Source organism: Pandoraea sp. PE-S2T-3, from assembly GCF_002179965.1.
GTDB lineage: Bacteria > Pseudomonadota > Gammaproteobacteria > Burkholderiales > Burkholderiaceae > Pandoraea.
Map to the genome: position 1 here is coordinate 219,132 of NZ_NGUQ01000007.1, position 13,376 is coordinate 232,507.

General features: G+C 63.9%; 12 protein-coding genes. 4 read left to right on the forward strand and 8 right to left on the reverse strand.

All coding sequences use genetic code 11. From position 1 onward, the window contains the following. Positions 1-26 precede the first annotated feature (26 nt). Positions 27-1,487, reverse strand: coding sequence for an aldehyde dehydrogenase (locus CDV46_RS03090; RefSeq protein WP_087721765.1), 1,461 nt, complete (start codon positions 1,485-1,487; stop codon positions 27-29). 140 nt (positions 1,488-1,627) lie between these two features. Continuing rightward, positions 1,628-3,256, reverse strand: a complete 1,629-nt coding sequence (gene mdlC / locus CDV46_RS03095; protein WP_087721766.1) for a benzoylformate decarboxylase — start codon at positions 3,254-3,256, stop codon at positions 1,628-1,630. 186 nt (positions 3,257-3,442) lie between these two features. On the opposite strand from mdlC, the gene CDV46_RS03100 reads away from it, so the two are divergent. Beyond that, complete coding sequence (locus CDV46_RS03100) at positions 3,443-4,348, forward strand: LysR substrate-binding domain-containing protein (RefSeq protein ID WP_058376830.1); 906 nt, start codon at positions 3,443-3,445, stop codon at positions 4,346-4,348. 9 nt (positions 4,349-4,357) lie between these two features. On the opposite strand, the gene CDV46_RS03105 is transcribed toward CDV46_RS03100, so the two are convergent. From CDV46_RS03105 to argB, 4 genes are all read right to left on the reverse strand, one after another. After that, on the reverse strand, positions 4,358-5,029 hold the full coding sequence (locus tag CDV46_RS03105; protein WP_140413279.1) for a hypothetical protein: 672 nt from the start codon (positions 5,027-5,029) through the stop codon (positions 4,358-4,360). Positions 5,030-5,443: 414 nt separating this feature from the next. Next, entirely contained in the window at positions 5,444-6,466 is a 1,023-nt protein-coding gene (locus CDV46_RS03110; RefSeq protein WP_140413280.1) for a hypothetical protein, read from the reverse strand. Between the two features lie 81 nt (positions 6,467-6,547). Further along, positions 6,548-7,240: an adenosine nucleotide hydrolase gene (locus CDV46_RS03115; RefSeq protein ID WP_087721769.1), complete on the reverse strand. Its 693-nt coding sequence runs from the start codon at positions 7,238-7,240 to the stop codon at positions 6,548-6,550. A 116-nt stretch (positions 7,241-7,356) separates the two neighbouring features. Then, entirely contained in the window at positions 7,357-8,262 is a 906-nt protein-coding gene (gene argB / locus CDV46_RS03120) for an acetylglutamate kinase (RefSeq protein WP_058376825.1), read from the reverse strand. Positions 8,263-8,698: 436 nt separating this feature from the next. Here argB and CDV46_RS03125 point away from each other — a divergent pair, with 436 nt between their 5' ends. Beyond that, entirely contained in the window at positions 8,699-9,034 is a 336-nt protein-coding gene (locus CDV46_RS03125) for a hypothetical protein (RefSeq protein WP_087721770.1), read from the forward strand. A 171-nt stretch (positions 9,035-9,205) separates the two neighbouring features. Here CDV46_RS03125 and CDV46_RS03130 read toward each other — a convergent pair whose 3' ends face one another. Then, positions 9,206-9,706 (reverse strand): copper chaperone PCu(A)C, encoded by a 501-nt coding sequence (locus CDV46_RS03130; RefSeq protein WP_087721771.1) that lies wholly within the window; start codon positions 9,704-9,706, stop codon positions 9,206-9,208. Positions 9,707-9,924: 218 nt separating this feature from the next. On the opposite strand from CDV46_RS03130, the gene CDV46_RS03135 reads away from it, so the two are divergent. After that, positions 9,925-11,193 carry an ATP-binding protein gene (locus CDV46_RS03135; RefSeq protein ID WP_087690349.1) on the forward strand — a complete coding sequence of 423 codons (1,269 nt, stop codon included), beginning with the start codon at positions 9,925-9,927 and terminating at the stop codon, positions 11,191-11,193. Then, positions 11,190-11,732: a response regulator transcription factor gene (locus CDV46_RS03140; protein ID WP_058376821.1), complete on the forward strand. Its 543-nt coding sequence runs from the start codon at positions 11,190-11,192 to the stop codon at positions 11,730-11,732. Before CDV46_RS03135 ends, CDV46_RS03140 begins: the two co-directional genes overlap by 4 nt. 104 nt (positions 11,733-11,836) lie before the next feature. On the opposite strand, the gene hslU is transcribed toward CDV46_RS03140, so the two are convergent. Further along, entirely contained in the window at positions 11,837-13,195 is a 1,359-nt protein-coding gene (gene hslU, locus CDV46_RS03145) for an ATP-dependent protease ATPase subunit HslU (RefSeq protein WP_058376820.1), read from the reverse strand. Between the last annotated feature and the right edge of the window lie 181 nt (positions 13,196-13,376).

Here is a 13,376-nt window from a genome sequence, read left to right on the forward strand (position 1 = left end):
TGACCGCGCTGGTCCGGCCGTATGACTTAGAACGGATAGTGACGCGGTGTCGTCTGCACCGTCACCCAGCGCAGATCGGTGAACTCGTGGATACCGGCCTTGCCGCCGAAGCGTCCCCAGCCGCTCGCCTTCACGCCGCCAAACGGCATCTGCGCTTCGTCGTGCACCGTGGGGCCGTTGATATGGCAAATGCCGGATTCGATGCGGGCGGCAACCTGCATCGCACGCGCAATATCGCGGCTGAACACTGCCGACGAGAGGCCGTAAGCGTTGTCGTTGGCGCAGGTAATCGCGGCTTCGTCGTCTTGCACACGCACGATGCCCTTGACCGGTCCGAACGATTCTTCGCTGTAGATCTTCATGTCGGGCGTGACATGATCGAGCAACGTCGCGGGCATCAGGGTCGTCTCGGCGCGACCACCGCAAAGCAGCGTTGCGCCTTTCGCCAGTGCGTCGTCGATCAGCGCGTTGCAGCGCTCGACGGTGGCCATGTCGATGACCGAGCCGAGTACCACGGGGCCGTTGCGCGGGTCACCCAGCGGCAGCGCGCGCGCCTTGGCCGCCAGCTTTTCGGTGAAGGCATCGGCGATGGTTTCGGCCACGACGATGCGCTCGGTCGACATGCAGATCTGTCCCGAGTTGGCGAATGCGCCGAAAGCCACGCCATTCACGGCGGCCTCGAGATCGGCATCGTCGAGCACCAGACACGGCGCTTTGCCACCCAACTCCAGCACGGCCGGTTTGATGTGTTCGGCACAGCGCGTCGCAATGATGCGGCCCACGCGTGTCGAGCCCGTGAAGTTCACGCGGCGCACGGCAGGCTCGGCAATCAGGGCGTCGACAATCGCGCCGGCGTCCTGCGGCGCGTTCGTCACGAAGTTCACGACACCCGGCGGCAAGCCGGCTTCTTCCAGTGCATCGGCGATCAATCCGTGCGTGGCCGGGCACAACTCGGAACCTTTGAACACGACCGTATTGCCGCATGCGAGCGGCAACGCCAGCGCGCGTACGCCAAGAATGACCGGGGCATTCCACGGGGCGATGCCAAGCACCACGCCTGCGGCCTGTCGCATGCCCATGGCGAGACTGCCGGGTACGTCCGACGGAATCACTTCGCCAGCAATTTGCGTCGTCATCGAAGCCGCTTCGCGCAAGCCCTGCGCTGCCAGATGCACGTTGAAGCCGGCCCACAGCCCGGAGGCGCCCGTCTCCGCCGCCATCGCGGCCTGAAACTGTTCGACCTTCGCTTCGAGTCGATCGGCTGCCTTCATCAGCAGTGCGCGGCGCTCGCTCGGGCCCGTCTTCGACCATGCCGGGAATGCGGACCACGCGGCACGCACGGCGGCGCGCGCATCGTCGATCGTTGCTGCCGGGGCACGCGAAGCGACTTCGCCATCGAGCGGGTTACGTCGCTCGAACGTCGCGCCGTTGCTCGCGGCAACGCGCTGGCCGCCGATCAGCATGGTGAGCGTCTGAGGGGTTTGCATGCATGTCTCCTTGTTTTGCTGAATTCGCAGGACGCAGCGAATGCGTCGTCACAGGTGGGCGTGGGCAGGTGTGTTGCACGAGACCGCACACGGTATCGGTATCGGCATCGGTATCGGTATAGGCCTGCGCGCGCTGTGCATCATGCCACCTCGATCTCGACCAGACGGGTCTCGCCGCTCGCGATGGCCTGCGACAAGACGTCGCGCAGCGCAAGCGCCTGCGTCACGTGCTCACCGCGCACGCCCATGCCTGCCGCCAAGTGAACGAAATCGAGATCCGGCAGATCGGTGCCCTGCACCGGGTCTTGCGGACCGAAGCCGAACGACGGCGCGAAGTCCTGCAACGCGGCGTAGCGGCGGTTGTTCAGAATCACAAACGTGATCGGCAAGCGCAGTTGCGCGGCACTCCACAGCGCCTGAATCGAGTACATCGCGGAGCCGTCGCCGATCAATCCGATCACGCGGCGGCCCGGGCTGGCCATCGCCACGCCGACAGCCGCGGGCATCGAATAGCCGAGGCCGCCACTGTTCATCGTGAAGAACGTGCCGGCCTGCGTGAAGGGCAAGTATTGCTGCATGACCGAGCGCGCGCTCGGGGCTTCTTCGACGACGATGTCTTGCGCGGCGCGAAGGCTTGCGAGGGTTTGCAGTGCGAAGGCCGTCGACATCGGGGCGTCGCCGTTCTCCGGCATCGCCACCGGCGGGACGGCGCGCTGCGCGGGCAAGGCCCGCTGCCGAGGGGCCGCGCGCGTCAGCAGTGCCTCGACGCCAAGGCGCACATTGCCGACCACGGAGGCGCCTACCGGCGTCCACGCGGCTACGCCCGGGTCTTCGATCAGTTGGAACAGCGCAGCACCGGCCGGCACATGCGGGCCAGCGCCTTCCACGTGATACGTGAAGGCTGGTGCGCCGATGACCAGAATCAGATCGTGACCGCCCAGCAGGCCAACGATCTTCTCGCGCATCGGCGGCAGGAAGCCTGCAAATAGTCGATGGTCTTCCGGGAAGGCGCAGCGTGCGCACATCGGCGCGGTGAATACGCGCGCGTTATGACGTTCGGCCAGCGCGACCACGGCATCGAAAGCCCCTGCACGATCAATCGACGAACCGACGACAAAGACCGGACGCTCGCTCGCATCGAGCGCCGCCCCGAGTTGATCGAGTGCGGCGGCATCCGGCTGCACCCGCGTGCTCACCTGACGCGGCGGCACGGGTTCGGCCGCACGGTCCCAGTCGTCGACCGGAATCGACACGAAGACGGGGCCCTTCGGCTCCTGCATTGCGACGTGATAGGCACGTGCCAGCGCGAGTGGCACGTCTTCGGCGCGCGCCGGTTCAAGGCTGAGCTTGACGTACGGCTGCGGCAATTCGGTGGCCCGCACCGAGGCGAGAAACGGATCGAACGGCAGGATCGAGCGCGCCTGTTGTCCGGCGGTGACGATGAGCGGCGTCTGGTTCTTGAACGCCGTGAAGATGTTGCCCATCGCGTTGCCTACGCCGGCCGCCGAATGCAGATTGATGAACGCCGCGTTACCGGTCGCTTGCGCGTAGCCGTCGGCCATGCCGACGACGACGGCTTCTTGCAGCCCCAACACGTATTCGAAGTCGGCCGGGAAATCACGGAACAATGGCAGTTCCGTGGAGCCGGGGTTGGCAAAGACTTTGGTCATGCCGTGGCGTCGCATCAGATCGATGACGACCTCGCGCACGGTGAGTTGGGTCGTGGTGCCGGCGGCTTCGCCAGCACGCAGTTCTCGGCTGTCGTTCATAACTTGCACTTGTCTCGTTGATCTTGTTGGTCCCGGCCGTCTTCGCAATCCGGGCGATGGCGATGCGTCGGGTGATGCGAGCGAGTATAGGCAGCCGATATATGCACTGGAATTGCTTTTATGTGCCAAAGTCATTACGCTTTTGCATGACTTTTCCGTGACGTCATTTCCTGAGATTGCCTGCCCATGAGCCTCAACCTTCAACAGTTGCGTGCGTTTACGACTATCGTCGCCACCGGCAGTCTCGGGCGCGCGGCGACGGAGCTGCATCTCACGCAGCCGGCGCTGAGCCGCACCATCAAGCGACTGGAGACCGATCTGGGCGCGGCGGTATTCGAGCGCCACAGCAAGGGGATGGAGCTCACGGCTGTCGGGCAAGCGTTGCTGCCGCACGCGATGCTGCTCGCCCGCGAAGCCGAGTTGGCGCGTGAAGAAATCGATGCACTGCGAGGGCTTTCCAAGGGCACGATCAAGGTCGGCGCCGTGGGCGCCATTGCCAGTCACGTGTTGCCGCTCGCGATCGACCGTGTGCTGACGCGCTGGCCGAATCTGCGGGTAGAAATCATCGAAGGGGTGTGGGACAGACTGGCGCAGGGGCTGATGCGTCACGAGATCGATCTCGCGCTATCGACGGTGGCCCCAGACACCGACGATATTGTGGCGATTGGCGACTGTCATTGGCAGGACGACAGCTTTGTCGTCGCCGCTTGCGATCATCCGCTGCGCAAACAGAAACGAATCGCGCTCGCCGATACGCTGGGCGAGCGCTGGGCCATTCCACCGCGTGGCACCGCGCCGTACGCGCATATGGAGGGCGTGTTTGCGGCGCACGGGCTGGGGCTGCCGAACATTGTCGTGGAAACGCGTTCGGTGCCGGTACTCAAGAGCATGGTGGCGCGCTGCGGCTTTCTGACGTGGATGCCGGAGCCGATGTACGACGTGGAGGCGAAAGCGCGCGTGATGGACACGCTACCGATTCCAACCGTGCGCGCGACCCGCACGCTGACGGCGTTTCGCCGCCGGCAGGGCATCCTGCCCAGCCCTGCGGTGAAGTTGCTCGATGAGTTGCGGCGGCTGACGGCCGCCGCGTGAACGAAGCGATCACCGTTGCAGCAGTCTGAGCAGCAACGGGATTGGCCGATATTTGAAGACGGTGCCCACGAAGCGCTGCCAGCGGCTCGGTTTGGCGGCCTCCCGGCAACGGCGCAAATGCGTGTTGAGCGTTGACGCATCGTTCGCCAGAAAGTCCGCCGCTTCTAACGGGCCGGTCACCGGGTGGCCGAAAGAGTCGTCGCGCGTAATGCGATCCAGCATATCGGTGGCGTCTTGCATCCCGTTGGCATGCGCATGGAATTGCAATGCCTTGAAGTAGTCGGTGAACCCCCGATAAGGATCGCGCGCGTCAGGTTTCCCAGCGAGTATCTGTCTGACTGCGGCCCTGCCAGCGGCCTCGACCCTTGCGACCGGCTTACGCTGTATCGTGCCGATGTCGCGGCCGTGGAGGCTTAGCGTTTCGAAGCCGATGTCGTAGAGAATCGCGCGGGCAGAGCCTGGCAGGTATTTCGTATCGTCGATCAGCAACGACGGAATCTTGTGCGTAATCGCCATGCCGTTGACCGACACGTATCCGTCGATTTTCAAGCACTGGATTCGTTTCCAGAGTTCGCCTCTCAGCGTGGCGTTGTCTTGAAAATAACCGCTCGGACAGCCGCGCTTCGGTCTGAGTAGCGTCAGCAGCTCCCCGAACAAGGCGCTTTCGGCATTCGCACGCAAGAATCGTGTGTGATCCTGCGGTGCGATTTCCTGCGCGGCGTATCGACTGTCGCGCGTAAATCCCCCCTGCGTCGGATAACGCGTGATACATCCATCTTTACGAATTTCGCGCGCACGGCGTGAGTGCGCGATACGCGACGCTGGCGGGCCATCGGCCCCGTTGCCCTCGCGGTTCGACACGGCGTCGAAGTGGCGATTGAACGCACTCGCGCGTGAGGTGGCGATGTCGGGCGGCGGATGGGGACCAGCGCCAGACCGCTCACATTCAGGCGTCCGTGCGTTGGGGCTGACGAAAGATTAGGCTGCATTGCGGGCATATCGATCCTCCTGAGAAATATCGGGGGGATGATGTCGTCTCGCCCCGCCGGGGGCTGTTGTGGCCCGACGTTCGAATGACGTAACTGCACGCCCGGCTTACGATCGGGAAAACCGCCACGCCTTCATCACGGGCCGCACGTACTTCGCGAGGAATTTCTCCCACGCGCTCGGTTCGGCGGCACGTTCGCACTGTCGTAGGTGTGCATCGAGCAGCGACGCCTCGTCCGCGAGAAAGTTGGCGGCGTCGGAAGGCCCCGTCACCGGCGACCCGAAGGAATCGTCGCGCGTGATGCGATCGAGCATGTCGGCGGCGTCGTGCATGCCGTTGGCATGGGCATGGAACTGCAACGGTTTGAAATAGGCGGTAAAGCCGTGATAGGGGTCCCGCGGGTTGGTCGGGTGCATCAGTATCTCTCGCACCGCCGCCCTGCCCGCCCCCTCAATGCGCAACGCCGGAAAAGCGTCCATTGCCAGGAGCGACTCGCCCTGACGCCTTAGCGCTTCGAAACCGATGTCGTAAAAGACGGCGGCGATCGTGCCCGGGAAGTACGCCGGACCGTCAACCAACAGCGATGGAATTTTGTGCTTCGTCGCCATGCGGTTCAAGGTTGTGTAGGCGAAGATACCGAGGCAATACATGCGATGCACGAGTTCATCTCTGAGTTCGACGCTCCAGACATAGCGTCGATTGGGGCATCGATCCACCGGCCGGAGCATTTCCAGCAGTTCTCCGAACACGGCGCTCTCGGCGTTTGCACGTAGAAATAGTGTGTGGTTCTGCGGCGCAATCTGTTGTGGCCCGAACAGGCTCTGGCGCGTGAAACCGCCCGCTGCCGGGTAACGGGTGTCGCAGGGCGTGGGGAACGACGAGCGAGCGTGGCGCGTGTGGCGCGTGTAGCCCGGTGACGACGCCGCAGATGTGCCACTCGAAGCGTAGTTTGCGCGGTTTGCAGCGACGCCGAAATGAGCCGCGAACACAGCCGCACGGGAGGTGGCCGCTTCGGCTTGCGCCGGTGGCGCGAGCGCGGAACCACTCGCGTTCTGCACCCCGGGGGACAGGGCAAGTGGCGATACTTGTGGCGACACATGTGGCGACAAATACGGTTGAATTGCAGGCATGACCATCCTCCGAAAAGTATCGGGGATGATGTTGCCGCGACGAACGCCCAGCTATTGCCGCCGGACGTCCGGGTGTCGCAATTACCGCATCACGATGCTCGCGCGATGGTACGGCGTGCCGCCATACTCGGCCGGGCCATGGATGGTTTCGACGCGCTCGATGCGCCACGGCACCGGTTGTGCGAAGCGTGGTCCTGCGTATGCGAACGTGTGAAACTCGCCGTTCTCGCCGCACGCATCGACGTTGTCCGGCAAGTCGGCCAGTAACGCGTCGTCGTACTCGCGACCGACGAATTCCGGCCCGAGATAGCGACCGTCGACGCACACGATGACGGCGCGATACCCCAGCGAGATAAACTCATTGGCCAGCACCAGACGCTCGCGCTGCCACAACGGCAACACCGCCGTCATGCCCGCCGCCGCGCACACCTTTTCTTCCCAATCGCGGTGCGGTTGCAGATCGATATCGCCGAAGAGCCCGTGCGTGATGCCCTCGGCGCGCATCGCCTGCAAGCGGGCGATGAATGCCGCTTCGTAGCCGCTCCAGCCCGCTTGGCCGATGTCGAGCGCAATGCCCAGCGCATCCGCCTGCGCCTGCATCAACTCACGAGGCAACCCATGCGAGCGCGAACTGTCACCCGTCTCGTCGAACATCGCCAGCAGACGGCGCACGTCGAAATGCGGCGCGCCGCTCGGGTCGCAAGACAGGGCGTGATGCAGGGCAAGGCAGGAGTCCTTGCCGCCGCTCCATGAAAAGAAGGCAGGCGTGGGCATGGTGTCGGGGCGAGATCGAACGCGTTTGATGGGGACCAATGCAAAGCGGACCCCGCAGGGTCCGCCAGTGAAGCTTAGTACGTCACGTTCAGTGCAGCGTACTTAGTGCGTCGTACTTAGTGCGAACGGATCATCGTGCCGAACGGTTGTTCGGTCAGAATCTCGAGCAGCACCGAGTGTTCGATACGGCCGTCGACGATGTGCACCGACTTCACACCGCTCTTGGCCGCGTCGAGTGCCGACGAAATCTTCGGCAGCATGCCACCGGAGATCGTGCCGTCGGCAAACAGTTCGTCGATTTCGCGTGCCGACAGATCGGTAAGCAGGTTGCCTTCGCGGTCCATCACGCCCGGGATGTTGGTCATCATCACCAGCTTCTCGGCGCCCAGCACCGTGGCGAGCTTGCCCGCCACGAGGTCGGCGTTGATGTTGTACGCCTGACCGTCTTCGCCCACACCGATCGGGGAGATCACCGGGATGAAAGCGTCGTCTTGCAACGCGCGCACTACGGCCGGGTTGATCGAGTCGACTTCGCCGACGTAACCGATGTCGATGAACTGGCCCGCGTTCTCGCGATCCGGCATCAGCATCTTGCGGGCGTTGATCAGACCGCCATCCTTGCCGGTGAGGCCGACCGCCTGACCGCCGTATTGGTTGATCAGCATCACGATGTCCTGCTGGACTTCGCCGCCGAGCACCCATTCGACCACTTCCATGGTCTCTTCATCCGTGACGCGCATGCCTTGGATGAACGTGCCCTGCTTGCCAATCTTCTTGAGTGCCTGATCGATTTGCGGGCCGCCGCCGTGCACCACGACCGGGTTGATGCCCACGAGCTTGAGCAAAATGACGTCGCGCGCGAAGCCCTGCTTCAGGCGCTCCTCGGTCATCGCGTTGCCGCCGTATTTGATCACCACGGTCTTACCGTGATATTTGCGGATGTACGGCATCGCCTCGGCCAGAATCTCGGCTTTGAGAGCGGGTGCGATGTCGTCGATGGAATTCGGTTGCAGATCGGACATGGCGGGAACGTTTTCGCAGGTGGACCAGAAACACGGCGAATTGTACAGCCAAGAAGCCCGTGCGTGCTGGGCTTTGCCGGGTTTTGGAAGCACTTCCGTCTTGCCTGCGCGCGCCCGTGCCGCTACCCTTCCGGACCTGTCGGATGGCACCCGCGAAATCGGCCGATTTCGCCCCGTGACCGGGCTACGATGTCACCCGCGTATCACCCCTTTCACTCGATGGCGGACGCCCGCTAGTGGCCGATTTTTCCGCAACGTCTTCCAAACCCCGTCTCATGGGCCGTTTACCGGTCTTCGTCGCGGGGGCTGTGGCCAACTGATGACAGCGCCAAGGCTGTTGCAGTTGTGCAACTTGGCAGGCGTCGACGGCGCTACGATAGGTAGTCCGGCGCCGGGCGCTTCTCACCGGCTGGAAATCACTGACTCAGGATCAAGTATGGAAGGTGAAGGAAAGACGTCACTGGCCACCGAAGGCAGCCGTTGCCCGCAATGCGGCAGCGTCGTGTCGTGCGGCGCGCAGTCGACCGTGGCGGACACTGCGGTTGCAGCGAGCGCGGATGCCAGTGCCAACGCAGCGACCGTAACCTGCTGGTGTCTCGACTGGCCGCATCTGCCGGCCTCGGCACGGCTCGGGGTCGGCGCGTGCCTATGCCCCGCGTGTCTTCGTGCGGCGCTGGTGGCCGCCGGGGTCAGTCTTACCGGCACCCCGGCCGACCTTACCGACAGCCTCATCGGCGCTATCGGCCCCAAGGCCCCCACCGACGAGACCTGAACCGGGCTTGCGCCCGGGGGCTGCCGGCGCAGGCGGCTTGCCGCGTAGCGCGGCAACACCAAAGCTGTCACCCGCGCCACTGCCGACACCCACCCCGCGCACGCCGCCCGTTCCGCGAAACATCAGCTTCTGGCGGGTACCGAGCGACTTGTTGGCCATGGCCGCGCTGCCTTACTGGCTATGCGAGCCGTGCGACATGCCCGGCATGGCGCTCATGGCACCGCCCGCTGCCGGGGCCGGCGCCGTCAGGTCGCGCACCTGCACTTGCACTTGCTGCTCTGTCTTCTTGTGATCGGCACTCTCGAAGCGCAGCGTGACCGGCACGGTGTCGCCCTTCTTCAGTTGTGTCTTCAAGTCGTTGAGCATGATGTGATAGCTGCCCGGCTTGAGCTGTACCGGCTGGTTTGCCGGCAACGGCAGGCCGTTTGGCAGCGCGCGCATCTTCATGAGCGTGCCTTCGAGCTTCATCTCATGGACTTCCGCCGTGGCGGCGGCCGGGGTGCTCACGCCGACGAGCGTGGTCGCATCGCGCGACTGCAACGTCATGAACACGCCGGTGGCGGTCTGGCCGGGCACGGTGCCGCGCGCCCACGCGTCGGAGACGGCGACCTGTGCATATGCCGAGACCGTCGCCAGGCTCAGTGCAGCAGCCACCCAAATCTTATGTTTCATGCAAACTCCTTTTGGTTGTGGGCCGGCGGATACCGGCCTTGTATCGCATGAGACGTTGCGCGACGATGTGTCGCGCAGGACGTGGACATTCATTGTAGTCGCGGCCTGCGCGCGATGCGTGGCGCCCGCGTAATAGATGGAATTTCGGCGTGCGGCAGAGTGTCGCAGCGCCCGGCGCGGCCGGACGGCCGGTGGGCCGCTCTTGGTACACTTGTCGTATGACTCATTTCCCTATCGAGCGAACCAACGTCGTTCAGCTTTTCTGGCTGCGCTGTCTGGCCATCGTCGGCCAGTTGGCCACTATCGGTGTCGCCCAACTCTGGCTCGGCGTGCGTCTGCCGCTCGAACCGATGCTCACCATCGTGGCGCTCGAAGTGCTCTTCAACGTGCTCACCTGGATTCGGGCACGACGTGGGCTGGAACGCGCCAAGCGTCGCACCGATCTCGACCTGATGGGGCAATTGCTGGTCGATCTCGCGGCACTCACCGCCCTGTTGTTCTTCTCGGGCGGCGCCACCAATCCCTTCGTCTCGTTGTTTCTCCCCGGTCTGGCGATTGCCGCCGCCGTGCTGCCCTGGCGTAACGCGTCGCAACTGGCATTGCTCTCGCTCGTCGCTTATGGCGCGCTGAACTTCCAGTACGTGCCGCTCGACCTCGCCGACCCGGGCAACCTGCTGCGGCTGCACCTCGCGGGCATGTGGGTCAACTTCGTGGTGAGCGTGCTGGTGATCGCATGGTTCGTGTCGCGCATGTCGCGGGCGCTGCGTGCCCGCGATGCCCAACTGGCCCGTGCGGAACAACGCCTGCTGCGCGACGAGCGCATGGCCGCGCTCGGCGCCCAAGCCGCGAGCGTCGCCCATGAACTCGGCACACCGCTCTCCACCATGGCGGTGGTTGTCGGCGAGTTACGCAGCGAGAGTGTGGGCAACGCCTCGCTCAAACCCTTCGAGCCCGATTTGCAGACGCTTGAGCAACAGATTGCGCTGTGCAAGAGCGCCATCGGCCACGTGCAGATGCGGGCGGCGGCGCCGGTGCGTCAGGCGCTCGCCGAGTGGTTGCCGGCCTTCACCACACAATGGCGCCTGCGTCACCCGCAGGTGCAGTTTCAGTTGCACGTGCCGCCGCAACTGACCGCGCGTATCGAAGACACCGTACAGGTCGGGCAGATCCTCACCATCCTGCTCGATAACGCCGCGTATTTCAGTCCGTCGTCGGTCACGCTCGATGTAGCGGTGGCCCCCGACGATCTGCGCTTTACCGTCTGCGACGAAGGCCCCGGCATGACTGCCGAGCTGCGTACGCGGCTGGGCAACTCACCCGTCATGAGCACACACGGCGGACACGGCATGGGCCTGTATCTCGCCTTTGCCAGTGCGCAACGTCTCGGCGGCGACATCATCCTCACCCCCAACACGCCGCAAGGCACGCGCGCCGAGCTGCGCCTGCCGATGGCCACCTTCTTCTTCGGCTCGCGGAGTCAGACATGAACGCCTCCCATTTTCTTCTCATCGACGACGACGTCGTTTTCGCCGAAACGCTGGCTCGCGCCCTCACGCGCCGCGGTTACGACGTGCAGATTGCCGCCGACGGTGCCGCCGCATTGCTCGCGGCACGCACGCGTCAGTTCGATCTGATCTCGGTCGATCTGCATCTGGGTCACGACTCGGGGTTGCCGCTCATCGCGCCGCTGCGTGCCTTGCAACCGAAGGCACGCATGCTGGTGCTGACGGGCTACGCGAGCATCGCGACCGCCGTGCAGGCCGTCAAGGACGGTGCCGACAACTATCTGGCCAAGCCCGCCAACGCCGACACCATCCTCGCGTCGTTGCGCAACGATGCCAGCGAGACGCAGGCCGACGAGGCCTTCGAAAACCCGTCGCCGCTGTCGGTGGCGCGCCTCGAATGGGAGCACATCCAGCGCGTGCTCGCCGAGCACAACGGCAATATCTCCGCGACCGCGCGGGCGCTGAACATGCATCGCCGCACGCTGCAACGCAAGCTGCTCAAGCGACCGGTCAAGCAGTAAGGTCCGTCAGGCGTCCACCGCACCTTCGACGCCAGTTCGACGCGCATAAAAAAACGGCCCCGAATGGGGCCGTTCTTCATTTCGCGAACGATGGATCGATCGCCTTACAACACGTAGCGCGACAGGTCTTCGTTCTGTGCCACTTCGCCAAGCGACGCGTCCACATAAGCCGCGTCGATGGTGACGACCTGATTCGCCTGCTTGCCGGCGTTGTACGAGACGTCTTCGAGCAGCTTCTCGATCACGGTGTACAGACGGCGTGCGCCGATGTTCTCGGTGCGTTCGTTGACCGAGAACGCGATCTCCGCGAGACGCTTGATGCCGTCCGGCGCGAATTCGAGCGCCACGTCTTCCGTCGCGAGCAATGCCTGATATTGCTTTACGAGGCTCGCATCGGTCTGCGTGAGAATCGATTCGAAGTCTTCGACGGACAGCGAGTCGAGTTCGACACGGATCGGGAAGCGGCCCTGCAACTCGGGAATCAGGTCGCTCGGCTTGGCCAGATGGAACGCACCGCTCGCGATGAACAGAATGTGGTCCGTCTTGATCATGCCGAACTTCGTGCTCACGGTCGTGCCTTCGACCAGCGGCAGCAAGTCGCGCTGCACGCCCTGACGCGACACGTCGCCGCCGCCGACTTCGCTGCGCGTGGCGATCTTGTCGATCTCATCGAGGAACACGATGCCGTTCTGCTCGACGTTACGCAGGGCCAGTTGCTTGACCTCTTCGTCGTTGAGCATCTTCGACGCTTCTTCGTCGGTCAGAATCTTGAGCGCGTCCTTGATCTTGAGCTTCTGGCGCTTCTTGCGCTGATTGCCCAAATTCGCGAACATGCCCTTGATCTGCTCGGTCATTTCTTCCATGCCCGGCGGGCCCATGATCTCCATGCCCTGCGCCGGAATCTCGACTTCGAGCTCGACTTCCTTATCATCGAGCGCGCCTTCGCGCAGCCGCTTGCGGAACGTCTGACGCGTGGCGTTATCTTCGGTGCTGGGTTCCGGTTCATGCGACACCGAACCGAAGCGGATATCACGCGAGGACTCGCGGCCCGTCGGCAGCAGCAGATCGAGAATGCGGTCTTCGGCACGATCTTCGGCCGTCGTGCGCACCTTCTTCATCTCCGCTTCGCGGGTCTGCTTGATGGCGATTTCGGCCAGATCGCGCACGATGCTGTCCACGTCGCGGCCCACATAGCCCACTTCGGTGAACTTGGTCGCTTCGACCTTGATGAACGGCGCGTCGGCCAGCTTGGCCAGACGACGGGCGATCTCGGTCTTGCCCACGCCGGTCGGCCCGATCATCAGAATGTTCTTCGGGGTGATTTCCTGACGCAGCGGGTCCGCCACCTGCTGGCGACGCCAGCGGTTACGCAATGCCACCGCGACAGCCTTCTTGGCCTTGTTCTGGCCGATGATGTGTTTGTCGAGTTCGGAAACGATCTCGGAGGGGGTCATATGGGTCATGACGTTCGCCAAATTAGGGTTTCGATCAGGGTGACGCCCGGCCGGTCATACCCCGGCCGGCAAGTCACGCCGCAGGAGTCCACCTGCTGCGGCGTGCGCGTCGACCGTCGTCACTTGCTGCTCGTTGGTCGTGAGTCTCTGCGTTGAATGCCGGGCGGATTTGCCATGCAGACCCGCCTCG

Bases quoted from the DNA above. Each gene is read 5' to 3' on its own strand.
- CDV46_RS03090 (WP_087721765.1), bottom strand. From the start codon at position 1,487: ATGCAAACCCCTCAGACGCTCACCATGCTGATCGGCGGCCAGCGCGTT.
- CDV46_RS03110 (WP_140413280.1), bottom strand. From the start codon at position 6,466: ATGCCTGCAATTCAACCGTATTTGTCGCCACATGTGTCGCCACAAGTA.
- CDV46_RS03125 (WP_087721770.1), top strand. From the start codon at position 8,699: ATGGAAGGTGAAGGAAAGACGTCACTGGCCACCGAAGGCAGCCGTTGC.
- CDV46_RS03100 (WP_058376830.1), top strand. From the start codon at position 3,443: ATGAGCCTCAACCTTCAACAGTTGCGTGCGTTTACGACTATCGTCGCC.
- argB (WP_058376825.1), bottom strand. From the start codon at position 8,262: ATGTCCGATCTGCAACCGAATTCCATCGACGACATCGCACCCGCTCTC.
- CDV46_RS03135 (WP_087690349.1), top strand. From the start codon at position 9,925: ATGACTCATTTCCCTATCGAGCGAACCAACGTCGTTCAGCTTTTCTGG.
- mdlC (WP_087721766.1), bottom strand. From the start codon at position 3,256: ATGAACGACAGCCGAGAACTGCGTGCTGGCGAAGCCGCCGGCACCACG.
- CDV46_RS03115 (WP_087721769.1), bottom strand. From the start codon at position 7,240: ATGCCCACGCCTGCCTTCTTTTCATGGAGCGGCGGCAAGGACTCCTGC.
- CDV46_RS03130 (WP_087721771.1), bottom strand. From the start codon at position 9,706: ATGAAACATAAGATTTGGGTGGCTGCTGCACTGAGCCTGGCGACGGTC.
- hslU (WP_058376820.1), bottom strand. From the start codon at position 13,195: ATGACCCATATGACCCCCTCCGAGATCGTTTCCGAACTCGACAAACAC.
- CDV46_RS03140 (WP_058376821.1), top strand. From the start codon at position 11,190: ATGAACGCCTCCCATTTTCTTCTCATCGACGACGACGTCGTTTTCGCC.